Origin of the sequence: Microbacterium californiense (assembly GCF_047246625.1) — a bacterium.
Lineage (GTDB): Bacteria > Actinomycetota > Actinomycetes > Actinomycetales > Microbacteriaceae > Microbacterium.
This window is the reverse complement of the sequence record NZ_JBFOKQ010000001.1, coordinates 145,749-165,473: the sequence shown is the minus strand read 5'-3', so window position 1 is coordinate 165,473 and position 19,725 is coordinate 145,749. Positions and strand designations below refer to the sequence as shown.

At 71.0% G+C, this 19,725-nt stretch carries 18 protein-coding genes; all 18 read right to left on the bottom strand.

Going from position 1 to position 19,725, the window contains the following annotated elements; translation table 11 throughout:
* Positions 1–8: 8 nt before the first annotated feature.
* The 18 genes from AB3M82_RS00810 to rpoZ all read right to left on the bottom strand — a co-directional run bounded on the left by AB3M82_RS00810 (position 9) and on the right by rpoZ (position 19,723).
* Entirely contained in the window at positions 9–1,475 is a 1,467-nt protein-coding gene (locus AB3M82_RS00810) for a glutamate synthase subunit beta (RefSeq protein ID WP_412954889.1), read from the bottom strand.
* Positions 1,468–5,991, bottom strand: a complete 4,524-nt coding sequence (gltB, locus tag AB3M82_RS00805; protein ID WP_412957975.1) for a glutamate synthase large subunit — start codon at positions 5,989–5,991, stop codon at positions 1,468–1,470. The genes AB3M82_RS00810 and gltB overlap by 8 nt, the downstream gene beginning before the upstream one ends.
* Positions 5,992–6,133: 142 nt before the next feature.
* The gene (gene lgt, locus AB3M82_RS00800; protein WP_412954887.1) at positions 6,134–7,162 is read right to left on the bottom strand and encodes a prolipoprotein diacylglyceryl transferase; all 1,029 of its coding nucleotides are present in this window, start codon (positions 7,160–7,162) and stop codon (positions 6,134–6,136) included.
* A gap of 10 nt (positions 7,163–7,172) precedes the next feature.
* A complete protein-coding gene (trpA, locus tag AB3M82_RS00795; protein WP_412954884.1) occupies positions 7,173–7,973 on the bottom strand; it encodes a tryptophan synthase subunit alpha in 801 nt (266 codons plus the stop codon).
* Positions 7,970–9,220 carry a tryptophan synthase subunit beta gene (gene trpB / locus AB3M82_RS00790; RefSeq protein ID WP_412954882.1) on the bottom strand — a complete coding sequence of 417 codons (1,251 nt, stop codon included), beginning with the start codon at positions 9,218–9,220 and terminating at the stop codon, positions 7,970–7,972. Before trpB ends, trpA begins: the two co-directional genes overlap by 4 nt.
* The gene (gene trpC / locus AB3M82_RS00785; RefSeq protein ID WP_412954880.1) at positions 9,220–9,993 is read right to left on the bottom strand and encodes an indole-3-glycerol phosphate synthase TrpC; all 774 of its coding nucleotides are present in this window, start codon (positions 9,991–9,993) and stop codon (positions 9,220–9,222) included. Before trpC ends, trpB begins: the two co-directional genes overlap by 1 nt.
* Complete coding sequence (locus AB3M82_RS00780) at positions 9,993–10,223, bottom strand: DUF6704 family protein (RefSeq protein ID WP_412954877.1); 231 nt, start codon at positions 10,221–10,223, stop codon at positions 9,993–9,995. Before AB3M82_RS00780 ends, trpC begins: the two co-directional genes overlap by 1 nt.
* 48 nt (positions 10,224–10,271) lie before the next feature.
* Complete coding sequence (locus AB3M82_RS00775) at positions 10,272–10,862, bottom strand: Trp biosynthesis-associated membrane protein (protein WP_412954875.1); 591 nt, start codon at positions 10,860–10,862, stop codon at positions 10,272–10,274.
* Positions 10,859–11,218, bottom strand: a complete 360-nt coding sequence (hisI, locus tag AB3M82_RS00770; RefSeq protein WP_412954873.1) for a phosphoribosyl-AMP cyclohydrolase — start codon at positions 11,216–11,218, stop codon at positions 10,859–10,861. Before hisI ends, AB3M82_RS00775 begins: the two co-directional genes overlap by 4 nt.
* Positions 11,215–11,976, bottom strand: coding sequence for an imidazole glycerol phosphate synthase subunit HisF (gene hisF, locus AB3M82_RS00765; protein WP_412954870.1), 762 nt, complete (start codon positions 11,974–11,976; stop codon positions 11,215–11,217). The genes hisI and hisF overlap by 4 nt, the downstream gene beginning before the upstream one ends.
* Entirely contained in the window at positions 11,976–12,815 is an 840-nt protein-coding gene (hisG, locus tag AB3M82_RS00760) for an ATP phosphoribosyltransferase (protein WP_412954867.1), read from the bottom strand. The genes hisF and hisG overlap by 1 nt, the downstream gene beginning before the upstream one ends.
* 38 nt (positions 12,816–12,853) lie before the next feature.
* Complete coding sequence (locus AB3M82_RS00755) at positions 12,854–13,117, bottom strand: phosphoribosyl-ATP diphosphatase (protein WP_412954865.1); 264 nt, start codon at positions 13,115–13,117, stop codon at positions 12,854–12,856.
* Positions 13,114–13,794 (bottom strand): ribulose-phosphate 3-epimerase, encoded by a 681-nt coding sequence (gene rpe / locus AB3M82_RS00750; RefSeq protein WP_412954863.1) that lies wholly within the window; start codon positions 13,792–13,794, stop codon positions 13,114–13,116. Before rpe ends, AB3M82_RS00755 begins: the two co-directional genes overlap by 4 nt.
* A 3-nt stretch (positions 13,795–13,797) precedes the next feature.
* A complete protein-coding gene (locus AB3M82_RS00745; protein ID WP_412954860.1) occupies positions 13,798–15,276 on the bottom strand; it encodes an RsmB/NOP family class I SAM-dependent RNA methyltransferase in 1,479 nt (492 codons plus the stop codon).
* Positions 15,273–16,190 (bottom strand): methionyl-tRNA formyltransferase, encoded by a 918-nt coding sequence (fmt, locus tag AB3M82_RS00740; RefSeq protein WP_412954858.1) that lies wholly within the window; start codon positions 16,188–16,190, stop codon positions 15,273–15,275. Before fmt ends, AB3M82_RS00745 begins: the two co-directional genes overlap by 4 nt.
* 17 nt (positions 16,191–16,207) lie before the next feature.
* A complete protein-coding gene (locus tag AB3M82_RS00735) occupies positions 16,208–18,166 on the bottom strand; it encodes a primosomal protein N' family DNA-binding protein (protein WP_412954856.1) in 1,959 nt (652 codons plus the stop codon).
* Between the two features lie 16 nt (positions 18,167–18,182).
* Complete coding sequence (metK, locus tag AB3M82_RS00730) at positions 18,183–19,376, bottom strand: methionine adenosyltransferase (RefSeq protein ID WP_412954854.1); 1,194 nt, start codon at positions 19,374–19,376, stop codon at positions 18,183–18,185.
* A gap of 89 nt (positions 19,377–19,465) precedes the next feature.
* A complete protein-coding gene (gene rpoZ / locus AB3M82_RS00725; RefSeq protein ID WP_045280265.1) occupies positions 19,466–19,723 on the bottom strand; it encodes a DNA-directed RNA polymerase subunit omega in 258 nt (85 codons plus the stop codon).
* Positions 19,724–19,725: the final 2 nt, after the last annotated feature.

Genomic DNA, 19,725 nt, shown 5'->3' with positions numbered 1-19,725 from the left:
GCCTCAGCCTACGCGGGCTGAAGGCCGATCGCGACATCGTGCGGCCGCACCGGGGACGGGAGCACGGTGGTGCCCATCAGGTAGCTGTCGACACTCGCCGCAGCGGCGCGACCCTCGGCGATCGCCCACACGATGAGCGACTGTCCGCGGCCCGCGTCACCGGCCACGAACACGCCCGGGATGGTCGACTCGTACGACGCATCGCGCTGGAAGGCGCCGCGGTCGGTGAGCTGCGGGCGCGTGTCCTCGGTGAAGCCGTCCTGCTCCGGGCCGGTGAAGCCCATCGCGATGAGCACCAGGTCGGCGGGGATCTCGCGCTCCGTGCCGCTCTTCGGCACGCGGCGCCCGTCGACGAACTCGGTCTCGGCCACGCGCAGCGCACGCACCTCGCCGACGTCGTTCGAGAGGAACTCGACCGTCGAGGCGAGGAACATCCGCTCCCCGCCCTCCTCGTGGGCGGACTGCACCTCGAGGATCGTCGGGGTCATCGGCCACGGCTGGTGGTCCGGACGCGTGTCGCCGGGCTGCTTGCCGATCGCGAGGTTCGTCACGCTCAGCGCGCCCTGACGGTGCGCGGTGCCGATGCAGTCGGCGCCGGTGTCGCCGCCGCCGATCACGACCACGTGCTTGCCCTCGGCCGAGATCTGATCGGTGACCGTGTCGCCGGCCACCGCGTGGTTGGACTCTACGAGGTACTCCATGGCGAAGTGGATGCCGTCGAGGTCCCTGCCGGGGATCGCGAGGTCGCGCGGGACGGTCGAGCCGGTGGCGATCACGACGGCGTCGTAGCGCGCACGCAGGTCGGCCCAGGAGATGTCCTTGCCGATCTCGACGCCTGCGCGGAAGCGGGTGCCCTCCTCCTGCATCTGACGCAGGCGGGCCTCCAGCTGCCCCTTCTCCATCTTGAAGTCGGGGATGCCGTAGCGCAGGAGCCCGCCGATGCGGTCGTCGCGCTCGAAGACCGCGACGGTGTGGCCGGCGCGCGTGAGCTGCTGGGCGGCGGCGAGGCCCGCGGGACCGGATCCCACGATCGCCACGGTCTTGCCCGTGAGCCGCTCCGGCGGCTGGGGCTCGACCCATCCCTTCGCGAACGCCTCGTCGATGATCGAGACCTCGATCTGCTTGATGGTGACCGCGGGCTGGTTGATGCCCAGCACGCAGGCGCTCTCGCACGGGGCCGGGCAGAGGCGGCCGGTGAACTCCGGGAAGTTGTTCGTCGCGTGGAGGCGGTCGATCGCCGCGCGGCCCTCGCCGCGCCAGGTGAGGTCGTTCCACTCCGGGATCAGGTTGCCCAGCGGGCAGCCCGAGTGGCAGAACGGGACGCCGCAGTCCATGCACCGGCTGGCCTGACGGCGCAGCACGGCCTTGTCGCCCGGCTCGTAGACCTCTTTCCAGTCCATGATGCGCACGGGCACCGGGCGGCGTGCGGGGAGCTCGCGCTCCGTGATCTTCAGAAAACCCTTGGGGTCAGCCACCGGTCACCTCCAGGATGCGGTTCCAGACGATGTCGCCGTCGGGGTCGATCCCCTCGGCCAGTGCCTCCTCGCGCATGGTGCGCACGGCGGCGAAGTCCCGTGGGAGGACCTTGACGAACTCGGATGCCACGGCGTCGAAGCGCTCCAGCAGCTGGGCCCCGAGGGGCGACGCCGTGCGCTCCACGTGCTCGACGAGCAGGCTGCGCAGCACCTCGAGGTCCGCCCGGTCGAGAGGCTCGAGCAGGAGCTCGCCGCTGCCCAGCGACTGTGCGTTGATCTTCGCGGAGTCGAGGGCGTGGATGTACGCCACTCCCCCGGACATGCCCGCGCCGAGGTTGCGACCCGTCTGACCGAGGATCACCGCCACACCGCCCGTCATGTACTCGAGGGCGTGGTCTCCCACACCTTCCACGACCGCCGTCGCGCCGGAGTTGCGGACCAGGAATCGCTCCCCCACCACCCCGGAGATGAACATGGTCCCAGCGGTCGCGCCGTAGCCGATGACGTTTCCGGCGATGACGTTCTCGTGCGGGGCGATCTGCGAGCCGCGGGGAGGACGGATCGTGATGTCGCCCCCGGACAGGCCCTTGCCGACGTAGTCGTTCGCGTCGCCTTCGAGCCGCAGCACGATGCCCGAGGGCAGGAAGGCGCCGAGCGACTGACCCGCCGTGCCGTGGAGCGTCACGTCGATGGTCTCCTTCGGCAGACCTGCCGCGCCGTGGCGAGCGGTGACCTGATGGCCCAGCATCGTGCCCACCGCGCGCTCGGTGTTGGCGATCGGCAGCTCGACGACCACGGGCTCCCCGTTGAGGAGCGCCCCCTTGGCGATGTCGATCAGCTGCACGTCGAAGTGCTTCTCGAGCTCGTGATCCTGCGCGCGGCGGCTGCGACGTGCCTCGCCCGCGGGGAACGCCGGTCCGTCCAGCACCGGGCTGAGGTCGAGACCGGAGGCCTTCCAGTGCTCGATGGCGGCGTTCGTCTCGAGCAGCTCGCTGCGTCCGACGATCTCGTCGAGCGACCGGAACCCGAGCTCGGCGAGCAGCTCGCGGACCTCCTCGGCGATGAACTCCATGAAGTTCACCACGAACTCCGGCTTGCCCGTGAAGCGCTCCCGCAGAGCGGGGTTCTGCGTCGCCACGCCGACCGGGCAGGTGTCCAGGTGGCACACGCGCATCATGATGCAGCCGCTCACGACGAGCGGTGCGGTCGCGAAGCCGAACTCCTCGGCGCCCAGCAGCGCCCCGATGATGACGTCCCGGCCGGTCTTCAGCTGACCGTCCACCTGCACCACCACGCGGTCGCGCATGCCGTTGAGCATGAGCGTCTGCTGGGTCTCGGCGAGCCCGAGCTCCCACGGGGTGCCCGCGTGCTTCAGGGAGTTGAGAGGGCTCGCACCCGTGCCGCCGTCGTGCCCGGACACCAGGATCACATCACTGAGGGCCTTCGCCACGCCGGCGGAGACGGCGCCGATGCCCGACTGGCTCACGAGCTTGGTGTGGATGCGAGCCTCGGGGTTGGCTCGCTTCAGGTCGAAGATGAGCTGCTTCAGGTCTTCGATCGAGTAGATGTCGTGGTGCGGAGGCGGCGAGATCAGGCCGACGCCCGGCGTTCCGCCGCGGGTCCGCGCGACCCAGGGGTACACCTTCTGCGGAGGCAGCTGACCGCCCTCACCCGGCTTCGCGCCCTGCGCGAGCTTGATCTGGATGTCGTCCGCCTCGGTCAGGTAGAGGCTCGTGACGCCGAAGCGTCCCGAGGCGACCTGCTTGATCGCGCTGCGCCGCTCCGGATCGACCAGGCGATCCGGGTCCTCGCCGCCCTCGCCCGTGTTCGACTTGCCGCCGATCCGGTTCATCGCGATCGCGAGCGTCTCGTGCGCCTCACGGGAGATCGAGCCGTAGCTCATCGCCCCGGTGGAGAAGCGCTTGACGATCGCGGAGACCGGTTCGACCTCATCCAGCGGGACGGGCCGGCGGGTGCCGGTGCGCAGTGCGAACATGCCGCGCAGCGTCTTCAGCTCCGCCGCCTGGTCGTCGACGAGCTTGGTGTACTCGCGGAAGATGTCGTAGCGACGGTTCCGGGTCGAGTGCTGCAGCTTGAAGACCGTCTCCGGGCTGAACAGGTGCGGAGAACCGTCCCGGCGGTACTGGTACTCGCCGCCCGTCCAGAGCCGTTCGTGTGCCCGAGCCGCGGCATCCTCCGGGTAGGCGTAGTCGTGACGCGCCTGGTTCTCGGAGAAGATCTCCTCGATGCCGATCCCGCCGAGCTTCGACTCGGTGCGCGTGAAGTAGGCGTCGATGAACTCCTGGCTGAGTCCGACGGCCTCGAAGACCTGGGCGCCCGCATAGGACGACACCGTCGAGATGCCCATCTTCGACATGATCTTCAGGACGCCCTTGCCGAGCGCGTAGATCAGGTTGCGGACGGCCTTCTCGGGGCTGATCCCGGTGATGTAGCCGGTGCGCACGAGGTGCTCGACCGTCTCCATCGCGAGATACGGGTTCACCGCGGATGCCCCGTAGCCGATCAGCGTCGCGACGTGGTGCACCTCGCGGACGTCGCCGGCCTCCACGATCAGACCGACCTTCATGCGGTTCTCGCGGCGGATCAGGTGGTGGTGCACCGCGGCGACCATCAGCAGCGACGGGATCGGGACGAGGTCCTTGTTGGAATCCCGGTCGGACAGGATGATGAACTCGGCACCCGCCTCGATGGCCGCGTCGACCTCGGCGCACATCTCTTCGAGCCGCTCGGACAGCGTGTGGGGTCCCGCGTCGAAGTGGTAGAGGCCGCGGATGGTCACGCTCGAGCGGTCCGGGAGCGCCTTGTCGATGTGACGGATCTTGGCGAGCTCGTCGTTGTCGATCACCGGGAAGTCCAGCGAGACGGTGCGCGTGTGCTCCGGTCCCCAGGAGAGCAGGTTGCTCTCGGGGCCGAGTCCGAGCTTCAGGCTCGTGACGACCTCTTCGCGGATGGAGTCCAGCGGCGGGTTGGTCACCTGCGCGAACTGCTGCGTGAAGTAGTCGAAGAGCAGACGCGGTCGCTTGCTCAGCACCGCGATCGGCGTGTCGGAGCCCATGGCGCCCAGCGGCTCGACGCCGTTCTGTCCCATCGGGGTGAGGAGGATGCGGACCTCCTCCTCGGTGTAGCCGAAGGTGCGCTGGCGCCGGGTGATGGATGCCGGCGGGTGCACGATGTGCTCGCGCTCGGGGAGTTCGGCGAGACGCACGGACCCGGCGTCCAGCCATTCCTGCCAGGGGTGCATGGTCGAGAGATCGCGCTTGATCTCCTCGTCCTCGATGATGCGGCCCTGGGCGGTGTCGACCAGGAACATCTTGCCGGGCTGCAGGCGTCCGCGTCGCTTGATGCGCTCGGGCTCGAACGTGAGCACGCCGGTCTCGGAGCCGATGACGATGAGGCCGTCGGTGGTCTCGGTCCAGCGTCCGGGACGCAGCCCGTTGCGGTCGAGCGTCGCGCCCACGAGCGTGCCGTCGGTGAAGATCAGGGCGGCGGGGCCGTCCCACGGCTCCATCTGGTTCGAGTGGTACTCGTAGAAGGAGCGCAGCTCGGGGGTGATGTCGGTCTGCTTCTCGTAGGCCTCCGGCACCATCATCATGATCGCGTGCGGCAGGCTGCGCCCCGTCAGCGTGAGCAGCTCGAGCACCTCGTCGAACGACGCGGAGTCGCTCGCGCCGTCGGTGCAGATCGGGAGCAGGGGCGAGACGTCGCCGAGCAGCTCGGACTCGAGCTGGGACTGGCGGGCCCGCATCCAGTTGCGGTTGCCGCCGACCGTGTTGATCTCGCCGTTGTGGGCGAGCATGCGCAGCGGCTGGGCGAGCGGCCACGACGGGAACGTGTTCGTGGAGTAGCGGGAGTGCACGACGGCCAGCTCCGAGGCGAAGCGCTCGTCCTGCAGGTCGGGGTAGAACGGCTCCAGCTGCAGCGTCGTGACCATGCCCTTGTACCCGAGGGTACGGCTCGACAGGGTCACGAAGTAGGCGCCCAGCTCGTGGCCCGCGCGCTTGCGCAGACGGTAGGCGATGCGGTCGAGCGCGATGCCGGTCAGCGGGGCGTGGGCGTGGGTCGCACCGCCGGCGCTCACGAACAGCTGCTCGAACGCCGGGCGGGCTTCGTCGGCCAGCTTCCCGAGGTTCTCGTTGGCGGTCGGGACATCCCGCCAGCCGAGGACGCGCAGGCCCTCCTCCCGGGCGATCTTCTCGATCCCGGCCTTCTGCTGACGACGGTCGCTGGAATCGCGCGGCAGGAAGGCGAGTCCGGCCGCGTACTCCCCCATCGGCGGGAGTTCGAACTCCGTCACAGCCCGGAGGAAGGCATCGGGCATCTGCGTGAGGATGCCCGCTCCGTCGCCGGTGCCGGCGTCGGAGCCGATCGCCCCTCGATGCTCCAGGTTGCGCAGCGCTTCGAGCGCCAGCGCGATGATGTCGTGCCCGGCTTCGCCGCGCAGGGTCGCGACCATGGCCAGGCCGCAGGCGTCCTTCTCGAACGCCGGGTTGTACATGCCCTGCTTCGGGGGGTAGGCGCCGGAAGCGCCGTAGGGAGGCTGGAAGTACACCAGTCACCGTCCTCAGATACTCAAGTGACACCGGGGACGACGTCGGCCCGCTCGTTCAGTGCAATGATTCGCGCCACGAGGTGGCGGCTTATCGGATGCCGTTCTCGCTCGTGGGAGCGGTGCTTGTGGCGGTGGCTCCTGCGCTGACCTCTTCCGCCGGAGGCTCGCTCACGTCGACGAAGTCAGAGGTATTGTCCTGCGATTGTACATCAGCGCCGTCGAGGTCTTTCCGCGCGCGCCCCGGTACGTAGGGCGACGCCTCGAGCCCGGTGTGCCGGCGGCTCTGCACGACGAGGATGACGAGGCCCACCACGATGCCGATGATCGCGGCCCACACGTTGCTGCGGAGGCCGAGGATGATCTCGCTCGGGTCGATGCGGATGGACTCCCAGACCACGCGTCCCGCGCTGTACCAGATGAGGTACACGGCGAAGAGGCGGCCCCACTGGAAGTACAGCTTGCGGCCCAGCCAGAGCAGGACGACCACTCCGAGGCCGTTCCAGATCACCTCGTAGAGGAAGGTCGGGTGGAACAGCGTGCCGTCCGGAAGGCCGGCGGGGAAGGCGCTGTTCGTGGACTCGATCTCCAGGCCCCAGGGCAGGTCCGTCGGCAGGCCGAAGAGCTCGTGGTTGAACCAGTTGCCGAAGCGTCCCAGGGCCTGGGCGAGCAGGAGGCCCGGGGCGAGGGCGTCGGCGAACGTCCAGAAGCGGATGCCGGTCCACTTGCAGCCGAGGTACGCGCCGATCGCGCCGCCGATGAGCGCGCCGAAGATCGCGATGCCGCCCTCCCAGATCGCCCACACGGAGCCGACCTCGAACGGGTTCCAGGTGTTCTTCCCCGGTCCGAAGTAGTCGTTCGGGTGCGTGAGGACGTGGAAGATGCGTGCGCCGATGATCGCGAGCGGGACCGCCAGGATCGAGATGTCGATCACGACCCACGGTTCGGCGCCGCGCTTGGTCAGCCGATGGTTCGTGAGCAGCACCGCGACGATGATGCCGGCGATGATGCAGAGCGCGTAGAAGTGGATGCGCACCGGTCCCAGGTCGACGTAGGCGACCGGAGGGCTGGGGATGCTGGCGAGCACGCCGGTGACGGTGCTGTGGAGCGCGAAGGACATGAGTGCGATCCTAGTTCTCGAGTGAGGGCCGCGACGACGTGCCGGCGGCCAGGGTTCGGGTGACGTCCGCGAGGGCGGGGAGACCGCCGTCGCGGAGGGCGCGGACGAGGGCCGTACCCACGATGGCTCCGTCGGCGTATTCCGACACGGCGGCGATCTGGTCGGCCGTGGAGATGCCGATCCCCACGCAGGCGCGGGTGGCGCCGTGCGCGCGGAGACGATCGACCAGTGTCCGGGCGGCTCTGTCGAGCGCGGCCCGCTCGCCGGTGATGCCCATGGTCGACACCGTGTACACGAAGCCGGTCGAGGCGCCGACGACCAGGTCGAGCCGCTCGTCCGAGGACGTGGGGGCGGCGAGGAAGACGCGATCGAGGCCGGTGCGGTCGCTCGCGGCGATCCACTCCCCCGCCACCTCGGGCGTGATGTCGGGGGTGATCAGCCCCGCGCCGCCCGCGGCGAGCAGGTCGTCGGCGTAGCGGTCGACGCCGTACTGCACGACCGGGTTCCAATACGTCATGACGAGCACGGGGACGTCCGTCGCCTCCGTGATCGCGCGGACCGCCGTGAAGAGGTCGGCCATCCGGAAACCGGCGGCCAGCGCCGCGGTGGTGGCCTCCTGGATGATCGCGCCGTCCATCACGGGATCGCTGTACGGCGGGCCGAGCTCGATGATGTCGACACCGTTCTCGGCCAGCGTGACCGCGGCCCGGATGCTCGTCGCGAGGTCGGGGTATCCCACCGGCAGGTAGCCGACGAAGACCGAGCGCCCGGTCGCCTCGGCCTTCTCGAAGGCGCGCTCGACGCGGCTCATCGCTCTTCCTCGTCGGTGGTCGTGGCGTCGTACAGGTCGAAGTACGTCGCCGCCGTCGCCATGTCCTTGTCCCCGCGCCCCGAGAGGCACACCGCGATGACGGCATCCGGTCCCATCTCCTGGCCCAGGCGCAGCGCACCGGCCAGCGCGTGGGCCGACTCGATGGCGGGGATGATGCCCTCGGTGCGGCTGAGCAGGCGCAGAGCCTGCATCGCCTCGTCGTCCGTCGCGGGGATGTACTCCGCCCGACCGATGTCGGAGAGCCAGGAGTGCTCCGGTCCGACGCCCGGATAGTCGAGACCCGCCGAGATGGAGTGCGACTCCACGGTCTGGCCGTCCTCGTCCTGGAGGACGTACGTGCGGGAGCCGTGGAGCACCCCAGGGCGGCCTCGCTCGATCGACGCGGCGTGCTGCGGGGTGTCGACGCCTCGTCCGGCGGCCTCCACGCCGTACAGCTTCACGGCCGCATCGTCGAGGAACGCGTCGAACATGCCGATGGCGTTGGATCCGCCGCCGACGCAGGCGACGACGGCATCCGGCAGTCGACCCGCCTCGTCGAGGAGCTGCGCGCGCGCCTCCTCGCCGATGATCTTCTGGAAGTCGCGCACCATCGCCGGGAACGGATGCGGTCCGGCCGCGGTCCCGAAGATGTAGTTGGTGGTCTCCACCGAGGCGACCCAGTCGCGGTAGGCGTCGTTGATCGCGTCCTTGAGCGTGCGCGAGCCGGAGGTCACGGCGACGACCTCGGCACCCAGGAGGCGCATGCGGGCGACGTTGAGCGCCTGGCGCTCGGTGTCGACCTCGCCCATGTAGATGGTGCATTCGAGCCCGAAGAGCGCGGCGGCGGTCGCCGTGGCCACGCCGTGCTGCCCGGCGCCGGTCTCGGCGATGACGCGCGTCTTGCCGAGTCGCCGCGTCAGGAGCGCCTGTCCGAGGACGTTGTTGATCTTGTGGGATCCGGTGTGATTGAGATCCTCCCGCTTGAGGAAGACCCGGGCGCCGCCCGCGTGCTGGGCGAAGCGCGGCACTTCGGTGAGGGGCGACGGGCGGCCGGCGTACGAGCTGAGCAGACCCGCCAGCTCCGCGCGGAACGCCGGATCGGCGATCGCGTCCTCGTACGCCACGGTGAGCTCGTCGATGGCCGCGATCAGGGATTCGGGCATGTATCGCCCGCCGTACGCGCCGAAGTACGGGCCGTGCTGAGCGCGCAGGCTGCCCGGCGCGTTGTCGATCCGGTCGTCGGTCATCAGACCTCCAGGAAGCTCGTGAGCGTGGCGATCGGGTCGCCCGTGACGAGCGCCTCCCCGATCAGCACGACGTCGGCACCCGCCGAGCGGTAGTGGTCGACGTCGGCGGGGGTGAGCACGGCCGATTCGGCGATCTTCACCGTCGAGGCCGGGATGCGGTCGACCAGGCGGCCGAAGAGGTCGCGGTCGAGCTCGAGGGTCTTCAGGTCGCGCGCATTGACGCCGATGAGCGGCGCCCCGAGATCCACCGCCGCATCGAGTTCCTCGGCGGAATGGGTCTCGACCAGCGGCGTCATGCCGAGCTCGCCGATGAAGCCGTACAGGTCGCGCAGCACAGCGGGCTCGAGCCCCGCCACGATCAGGAGCACCAGGTCGGCCCCGGCCGCACGGGCCTCGAGCACCTGGTATCGCGTCGCGATGAAGTCCTTGCGCAGCACCGGGAGCGAGACGCGGGCGGTGACCGCCTCGAGGTCCGCCAGGCTCCCGCCGAAGCGGCGCTCCTCGGTGAGCACGCTGATCGCCGACGCGCCGCCGGTCTCGTACAGCGATGCCTGGAGAGCGGGGTCGGGGATGTCCGCCAGCGCTCCGCGGGACGGACTCGCCCGCTTGACCTCGGCGATGATCTTGACCCGCTCCGACGGGGCCAGAGCGGTCAACGCGTCTTTCGCGGCGGGGCGCGCGAGGGCGATCCGCTCGACCTCCGCCAGCGGGCGGGTCAGTGCACGACGCTCGGCGTCCGCGACAGCGCCGGCCGTCAGGTCGGCGAGGACCACTAGTGCGCCTTCGGCGAGTACTTGGGGCCCTTCACGCCGTAGCCGGCCTTGGCGAGGATCCAGCCGACGAGTGCGCCGATCGGGATCAGGGCAGCGGAGATCCAGACGAACGTCGGCTGCTCGAAGCAGAAGGCGACGGTTCCCGCGGCGAAGCCGAGGAGCATGATCACGACGGCGGTCCAGGCCGCAGGCGAGTGTCCGTGGCCGGGGTCAGCGATCGGGTTGGTCATGGTCTCCTCCGGGGAACGTCTGCGGGATCGTGGATCAGTCTATCGGGGTCAGCGGGTCGGATCGGTTCCGCGGGACAGGTCGTCCCATGAATCGATCGCATCGACGGGCCCGTCGCCGTGCGCGGGAGCGTCGTCGGCGGTGCGGTAGCGTCGTCCGCCCGCCTTCCAGCGGCGCCAGGTCGACAGGGCGAAGACGGCGGCGGCGAGGAGCACCACCCACCCCGCCAGGGCCAACCCCGGCCACATCGACGGAGTGATCGAGGCCACCACGGCGTCGACCGCGGTGTCGCCCGCGAGCCCGGTCGCCTCGGTCACGGTCGGACCGACCGCCGCGAGAGGGTCGGTCACCAGGAGCTGCAGGGTCGACCAGCCCAGGAACAGCGCCGCCGCCGCCGCGAGCACCGCGAACACGACGCGGAGGGCGCGTCCCGCGATCGAAAGCGCGGCGCCCAGGGCCAGGACCGCCAGGCTGAGCGGGGCGAGCAGGACGAGCGCGGAGGCACCGGGCACGAGGATCTCCGCGCCGGCGTCGGTGCGCTCCACCGTGAACCACGTCTGGGTCGAAGAGATGATGCCGATGGCCCCGGAGGTGACGAACCCCAGCAGGGTGATCGACCGCCCGCGTCTCGCCAGGCTCATTCCGCGCCGGTCCCGACGACGGCTTCGAGATCCGTCGTGTCGAAGCACGTGCGGGTGCCCGTGTGACACGCGGGACCCGTCTGATCGACCGCGAGCAGGATCGCATCGCCGTCGCAGTCCAGCCGGGCCTCGCGCACCGCCTGGATGTGCCCGGAGGTGTCGCCCTTGCGCCAGTACTCCTGGCGGGATCGCGACCAGTACGTCGCGCGCCCGGAGGAGAGCGTCCGTCGGAGCGCCTCCCGATCGACCCAGGCGAGCATCAGGACCTCCCGCGTGTCCCACTGCTGCACGATCACCGGAGCCAGTCCGTCTGCGTTCCAGGCGACTCGGGAGATGCGATCGTCGATATCGCTCATCGGACCAGGATCCCTTCCGCGCGCAGCGCGTCCTTCACGTCGCCGACGGTCAGCGCGCCCGTGTGGAACACGCTCGCCGCGAGAACGGCATCCGCGCCGGCCTGGATCGCCGGGGCGAAGTGCTCCACCGCGCCCGCTCCGCCGGACGCGATCACCGGCACGGAGGCCGCCTCGCGCATCAGCCGGACGAGTTCGAGGTCGAAGCCGTCGCGGGTGCCGTCGGCGTCGATCGAGTTCACGAGCAGCTCCCCCGCGCCCCGTTCCGCCGCTTCGCGCGCCCAGTCGAGGGCGTCGAGCGTGGTCTGGGTGCGGCCCCCGTGCGTCGTCACGACGAAGCCCGAGCGCGTCGTGCCCGCCCGCTTCACGTCGAGCGAGAGGACGAGCACCTGGGCACCGAAACGGTCGGCGATCTCGCCGATCAGCTCGGGCCGCGCGATGGCGGCGGAGTTCACGCCGACCTTGTCCGCACCCACGGACAGCAGTCGTGAGACGTCGTCGACCGAGCGCACGCCTCCGCCCACCGTCAGCGGCACGAACACCTGCTCGGCCGTGCGCTGCACCACGTCGTAGGTGGTGGTGCGGGCGTCGACCGTGGCGGTCACGTCGAGGAAGGTGATCTCGTCGGCGCCCTGCGCCGCATAGTGCCGCGCGAGCTCCACCGGGTCGCCCATGTCGCGGAGGTTCTCGAAGTTGACGCCCTTCACGACGCGCCCGGCGGCGACGTCGAGGCACGGGATCACACGGCGCGCCAGCGCCATCAGAGCCTCGCGGCGTGGATCGCGGTGACCAGGATCGCGCGGGCGCCCAGGGCGTACAGGTCGTCCATCACCTGGTTCACGCGGGAGCGCGGGATCATCACGCGCACGGCCACCCACGCGGGGTCCCGCAGCGGCGAGATCGTCGGCGACTCGCGGCCCGGCGCGATCGTGGCGGCCTGATCGACGAGCTCGGTCGGCAGGTCGTAGTCGAGGAGGACGTAGCGGCGCGCGACCATGACCCCGCGGAGGCGGCGCAGGAGCGTGTCGGTGCCCTCGGCGTCTCCCGGACGGCTGATGAGGACGGCCTCCGACTCCAGGATCACCGGGCCGAAGATCTCGAGACCCGCCTGCCGGAGGGTCGTGCCGGTCGACACCACGTCGGCGACGGCATCCGCCACGCCGAGCCGGACCGCGGATTCGACCGCCCCGTCCAGCTGCACGAGCTCGGCGTCGACACCGCGCTCGCGCAGGAAGGCGCCGACGAGCCCCGGGTAGGCGGACGCCACGCGGACGCCGTTGAGGTCGTCGATCGACGAGAAGCGTCCGGGAGGACCGGCGAAACGAAAGGTGGAGCCGCCGAAGCCCAGCTGCTCGATCTCTCGAGCGGGCTGGCGGACGTCGAGCAGCAGGTCGCGCCCGGTGATGCCGACGTCGAGCGCGCCGGAGGCGACGTACGTGGCGATGTCACGCGGTCGGAGGAAGAAGAACTCGACGTCGTTCTCGGCGTCGACGACGTGGAGCGTCTTGGGGTCGCGACGACCCGCGTAGCCCGCCTCGGCGAGCATCTCGGCTGCTGTCTCGGACAGCGAGCCCTTGTTGGGAACGGCAATGCGCAGCATGTCTGGCTTTCAGATCGAATCGGGATGGGCGGTGCGCATCACAGATGTCGATAGACGTCCTGCAGAGAGAGGCCCTTCGCGAGCATCATCACCTGGACGTGGTAGAGCAGCTGGGAGATCTCCTCGGCAGCCGCCTCGTCGGACTCGTACTCCGAGGCCATCCACACCTCGGCGGCCTCTTCGACGATCTTCTTGCCGATGGTGTGGACGCCGCCGTCGAGCTCCGCGACCGTGCCCGAGCCCTCGGGTCGGGTCTCGGCCTTGGTGCTGAGCTCGGCGAACAGCTCGTCGAAAGTCTTCACGATTCCAGGCTAGCGGCTCTGGCGAGGGCTCTGAGCCGGGCGACCGCGGCCTCGACGTCGTCGGCTCCGTACACGGCCGATCCCGCGACGAAGGTGTCGGCGCCCGCCGCGGCCGCCTGCTCGATCGTCGAGTTGGAGATGCCTCCGTCGACCTGGAGCCACACGTCGGAGCCCCGTCGTCGGGCCTCGTCGGCGAGGCCGCGGAGCTTCGGCATCGTCTCGGCGAGGAAGCCCTGCCCCCCGAACCCGGGCTCGACCGTCATGACGAGGATCTGATCGAACTCGTCGAGGACGTCGTAGAGGCTCTCCCCCGCCGTCCCGGGCTTGATCGCGATACCGGCTCGCGCCCCGATGCCGCGAAGGCGGCGCGCGAGCGCGACCGGGTCGGCGGCGGCCTCAAGGTGGAACGTGACGCTCGCGGCCCCGAGCTCGGCGTAGCCGGGCGCCCAGCGGTCGGGATCGGTGATCATCAGGTGCACGTCCAGCGGGATGGGGCTCGTCGCCTGGATGCGCTCGACCATCTGGGGGCCGAACGTGAGGTTGGGCACGAAGTGGTTGTCCATGACATCGACGTGGGCGAAGTCGGCGCTCGCGATGCGGGCGAGTTCGGCCTGCATGTTCACGAAATCGGCCGCGAGGATGCTGGGGTTGATGCGCGGGGCGGCGGGCTGGTCCACGGTCTAGTCTCCCTTCGGGGCGCGCTGGATGAGCGCGAGGAACATGGCGTCGGTGCCGTGACGATGGGGCCACAGCTGAGCGGACCCCGATCCGTCCCGTCCGTCGGCGGCGAGGTCCATCGGTGAACGCGCGACGTCGGCGAGGACCGCGCGCGCGTCGAGCTCCACGAGGTCGTCGCGTCCGCGGAGGACCTCCTGTACGACACCCGTGGTCTCGGCGAGATGCGGCGAGCAGGTGACGTAGGCGACGATGCCGCCCGGCGCCAGGGCATCGACCGCGGACGACAACAGCTCCTCCTGCAGCGGCACGAGATCGGCGACGTCCGCCGGAGACTTCCGCCAGCGCGCCTCCGGGCGACGGCGGAGTGCACCGAGGCCCGTGCAGGGGGCGTCCACGAGGATGCGGTCGAACTCGCCGCGGCGGGAGCCCGCGAGCATGCGTCCGTCCTCCTCGTGCACCGGGATGTCGGCGGGGATCGCGCGGATCGCGTTGCGCACCAGCCGTGCGCGCGTCGGCACGACCTCGTTCGCCTCGAGGTGCACGCCCTCCTGACGCGCGATGGCGCCCAGCAGGGCGGTCTTGCCGCCAGGGCCCGCGCAGAGATCGAGCCACTTCTCGCCCGCGCGGATCGGCGCGGCGTGAGCCAGCGCAAGCGCCACCAGCTGGGACCCCTCGTCCTGGACGCGGACCGTTCCGCGGGATGACGCGACCATGCGGTGCGGGTCTCCCCCGGGCGATCCGAAGGCGGTCGGCGCGTACGGCCGGTGGGGTTCCGCGGGGTCCGCGAGGCCGGGAAGCGCGACGAGGGTGACCTCCGGCGAGGCGTTGTCGGCCTCGAGCAGCGCCGCGAGCTCCTCGACCCGCCCTTCCGCCGCGAGGGCTCGACGCAGGGCACGGATGACCCACACGGGATGGGCGGTGCGCAGGGCGAGGCGCTCGTCGTCCGATCGCGCGTCCTGCTCGATCCGGTCCTGCCAGTCCCCCGGCGTCTCCCGTGCGACCCGGCGCAGGACCGCGTTGGCGAAGCTGCTGGCCCCGCGGCTGACCTCGGTCGCCACCAGGTTCACGGACTCGTTGACGGCGGCGTGCGAGGCGACCCGGGTCGCGAGCAGCTGGTGCACCGCCAGACGGAGGGCGTCGAGCACCGCCGGATCGACCTCGTCGACCGGGCGATCCGCCGCCGAGGCGATGATCGCGTCGTACGTGCCGCGGCGTCGCAGGGTGCCGTAGGTCAGTTCGGTCGCGAGGGCGGCGTCCTGCGGCGTCAGTCCAGCCTCGGCGATCGCCGGCGGGAGAGCGAGGTTGGCGTAGGCGTCTTCCGACGACACGGCGCGGAGCACACGGTAGGCCACCCGGCGCGCGGGCTGCACGGTGCGGGCGGGGCCCCGCTGACCTCCACCGCGAGCGAAGCGCTGGGTCGCATCGCTCCGGGGGCGGGATGCGGGGAGACGCCCGCGCCGTCGATCGCCGTCGTTGCTCATGATCCTGCTCGCATTCCTTCGGCGCCCCGCTGACCGCGCCACCAGTCGGCGGCGTTCATCGGCCCCTTGCCGGCCGGCTGCACCCGGGTCACGGCGAGCGGGGCGGACGCCGTGCCGATCAGGATCGCGGACTTCGACCCCGCGATCGACCCCGGTGCGAGGCTCTCACCGGCCGCCGGCGCAGCGTCGAGGATCTTGAGCATCTGCCCGTCGATGGTCGTATGCGCGCCGGGCTCCGGGGTGACCCCGCGGAAACGGGCGAAGACCCTCTCGACCGGCGCGTCCCAGTCGAGCGCGCCGTCGGCGAGGGAGAGCTTGGGGGCGAAACTCGGCTCGCCCTCCTGCGGCGTCGCCCGAGCCGTTCCGTCGGCGATGCCCCGGACCACGGATGCGGTCAGCTCCGCTCCGTCGACGGACAGGAGCTCGAGGGCGGTCCCGGCTGTCGCGGTGCCCGGCACGGGGACAGTGCGCGCGGCGAAGACGTCTCCCGCGTCGAGCTCCGCCACCAGTTGGAAGACGCTCGCGCCGAGGTCCGGATCGCCCGCGATGAGGGCGCGCTGGACAGGCGCCGCGCCCCGCCACTCCGGCAGGAGGGAGAAGTGCAGGTTGATCCAGCCGAAGCGCGGTGCCGAGAGCAGGGGCTCCCGCACGAGGCCGCCGTACGCGACGATGACCCCGAGGTCGGCGTCCAGTGCCGTGATCGCGGTCGTGGCCTCCTCGTCCAGGCGGGCTGCCGCGATGACCGGCAGCCCGAGTTCCTCCGCGGCCTGGGCCACGGGCGAGGGGGTGAGCACCCGCTTGCGGCCGAGAGGGGCAGCGGGACGGGTCACGACCGCGGCGACGTCGTGTTCGGACGCGAGACGACGAAGGGTGGGCACGGCCGCGGCGGGGGTGCCGGCGAAGACGAGGCGCATGAAGGTTCTCCGGAGGGTCAGAGCTCGGGATCGAGGATATCGAGGCGGACTGCGAGGGTGCTCCGAGGACTCCGGCCCCGGCCGCGCCGGCTGCTCACGGCCTCGGCGACGACGGCCGCGCGCAGCGTCGCCGCGACCCGGGTGCCGGCGCCGTAGTCGAAGCGCACGAGCGCACGGACACGAGGCGGGACGTCGTCGGACTCGATTGGGACGGGGCCGAGCACCGCGTCGCTCGGGAGCGCGAGGTCGCCGAGCGAGACAAGCGCGCGCGAGACGGCTGCCGCCGTCCCCTCCACGAGGGCGACCCGGGTGGTCGGCGGCATGTGCAGCGGAGCCCGGCTCGCGAGCTCCGACTGCGCGTATGCGCTGTGGTTCCACGTCGCGAGTGCGCGCGCGGTTCCCCCGTCGACGCCGACGAGGTGGATCGGTGCGCCGGGCGCGGCGAGGGCGGCGGCGTTCGACCACCAGCGCAGGCACGACTCCCCCACGCGCAGGTCCGGGGCCTGCAGCATGCGCGCGCCGTCGAGCAGCACGATCGCGCGGTACCCGCCCTTCGCCAGGGGCTCGGCTCCGCGCGTGGCGACCACGAGCGCGGGCTTCGCATCGACGCGCTCGACGGGATGGGCGCTGTCGGCGACGATCACCCGCACCCCGGGGAAGGCACGCCCCAGCTCGTCCGCTGTGCGCTCGCTGCCCGACGAGGCCAGTCGGAGCTTGGTCGACGAGCAGGCCGGGCACGTCCAGGCGCGCGCGCTGCGTCCGCACCACCCGCACACCGGCACGGCGCCGCGATGCCGGGCACCGAGCGGGCCACCGCAGTGCGGGCACCGGGCGGGCGCCCGGCACTCCGCGCACACGAGCGAGGGGGCGAAGCCCGGCCGCGACACCTGCACCAGCACCGGTCCTTCGGACGCGGCCGTTCGCGCCGCGAGGAACGCGGAGGAGGGCATGCGCTGCGCCGTGGGCTGCTCCATCTCCTGAGGGGTGCTGAGGATCACCCGGGGCAGCACGCGGCGCTCCGCTCGGACGTCGTGCAACCAGCCCAGGCCGACCAGCCGTTCGACATCCGTCGTCCGCGTGTGCCCGGCGAACAGGAGCGCGCTCCCCTCCTGTCCCTGGCGCAGCAGCGCCGCGTCGCGCGCATGCACATAGGGGGCGAGCGGCTCGCCGAGCAGGGAGTCGCCGTCGTCCCAGACGGCCACCAGTCCCGCCCGCACGGGCGCGTACACCGCGGAGCGGTTCCCCACGACGATGCAGGGCGCGTCTTCCAGGGTGCGGAGGAAGGCGCGGTAGCGGTCCGGATTCGTCTGCCGCGAGTCGTAGCGCACCACGGCCTCGGCGGGCACGAGCTCGCCGAGTGCCGTGAGAAGACGGTCCAGGTCACGGTGGTCGGGCACGATCACGATCGACGACCGTCCGCCGGCGAGCATCCGCACCGCCGACGCCGCGAGCAGGGCCGACCAGGCCGGCGCGCCGTCGTGCAGGCCGGGGATCGCCTCGACCGCCGCGCGTCCCGCGTCGTCGAGCACCTCGCGCAGCCCCTCGTAGAGGTCGATCACGGCGTCCGCGCGATCCACACTCGGCTGCTCGGGGACGACGGCGGCGGCGTCCCCGGTCCAGGCCTTCTCGACGCGGACCTGCCGCTTCGGGATCACGAGCCGGAGGATGTCGGATGCCGAGCCCGCGGCACGGTCGGCGACGCTCCGAGCCAGCCGGTGGAGGCGCTCGGGGAGCACGGGCACGGTCGACACGACGCTGTCTACCTCGGAGAGCGGCCGGTCCGCGTCGTCCTCCGTGCCGATCTCGATCACGTACCCGTCGACCACGCGCCCTGCCGTCCGCAGCGGCACCCGGACGCGGACGCCGAGCGGCACCTCCCCGAGTTCCGCGGGCAGGGCGTAGTCGAACAGGCGGTCGAGCTGCGGCAGGGGCGAATCGAGGAGCACGCGCGCGATGCGCCGGCTCGTCTCGGTCATCGGAACCGGAGCCCGGTCACAGGCCGGCGGCGCGGCGGAGCTCTTCGACCCGATCGGTCCGCTCCCAGGTGAAGTCCGGCAGCTCACGGCCGAAGTGGCCGTACGCGGCCGTCTGAGCGAAGATCGGTCGCAGCAGGTCGAGCTCTTCGATGATCGCCTGGGGACGCAGATCGAACACCTCGTCGATCGCGCGGGTGATGACCTCGTCCGAGACCTTGCCGGTGCCGAACGTCTCGACGTACAGACCGACGGGGCGCGCCACGCCGATCGCGTAGGCGACCTGCACCTCGAGCCGGTCGGCGAGTCCCGCAGCCACGGCGTTCTTGGCGACCCAGCGCGTGGCGTAGGCCCCGGACCGGTCGACCTTGGACGGGTCCTTGCCGCTGAAGGCGCCTCCGCCGTGGCGGGCCGCTCCCCCGTAGGTGTCGATGATGATCTTGCGGCCGGTGAGGCCGGCGTCGCCCTTGGGGCCGCCCGTCACGAACGGGCCGGCGGGGTTGATGTAGTAGGTGATGTCGTCGAGGTCGAGGCCGGTGGTCTCCAGCACCGGCGCGATGACGTGCTCGCGCACCTGCGCCCGCAGCTCCTCCTGGGAGATGTCGGGGTGGTGCTGCGTGGAGACGACGACCGCGTCGACGGTGCGGGGCGTGAAGCCCTCGTAGCCGAGAGTCACCTGGGTCTTGCCGTCGGGACGGAGGAACGGCAGCAGACCGCTGCGTCGCACCTCGGTCAGGCGCTCGGCGATGCGGTGCGCGGTCCAGGCGGCCATCGGCATGAACTGCGGCGTCTCGTTCGTCGCGAAGCCGAACATGATCCCCTGGTCGCCGGCGCCCAGCCCGTCGAGCGGGTCGCTGGAGGAGCCGTCGCGGTGCTCCTTGGCGTTGTCGACGCCGTGCGCGATGTCGCTGGACTGCTCGCCGACCGACACGCTGACGCCGCAGGAGTCGCCGTCGAAGCCGGTCTCGCTCGACGTGTAGCCGATGCCGTTCACGACCTGGCGGACGATCGTCGGGATGTCGACGTACGCCTCGGTGCGGATCTCGCCCGCGACGTGCACGAGTCCCGTCGTGACCAGGGTCTCGACCGCGACTCGGGAGTCCCTGTCCTTCGCGAGGAGCCCGTCGAGGATGCTGTCCGAGATCTGGTCGCAGATCTTGTCCGGGTGCCCTTCGGTGACGGACTCGGACGTGAACAGACGCAGGGCGCTCATCAGGGCTCCAGAACGGGATCGGGCGGGAAAGGGCGGTTCACCCATTCTGGACCGCGCCACCGACAATGCCGGTGCGCGGTCCGCGGATATCACTCGGCGTGACGAAGGCGGAGCTTGTCCTCGTTGATCTCGTGCAGCGCGATGGTGAGCGGCTTGTCCTCGACGGACGAGTCGACGAGCGGACCCACGTTGTCGAAGAGGTTGCCCTCGTGCAGGTCGGAGTAGTAGTCGTTGATCTGGCGTGCGCGCTTCGACGCGTAGATGACGAGCTCGTACTTGGAGTCGACCCGGTCGAGCAGGTTGTCGATGGGGGGATCGATGATTCCCTTGTTGTGGTGTCCGGCCATGG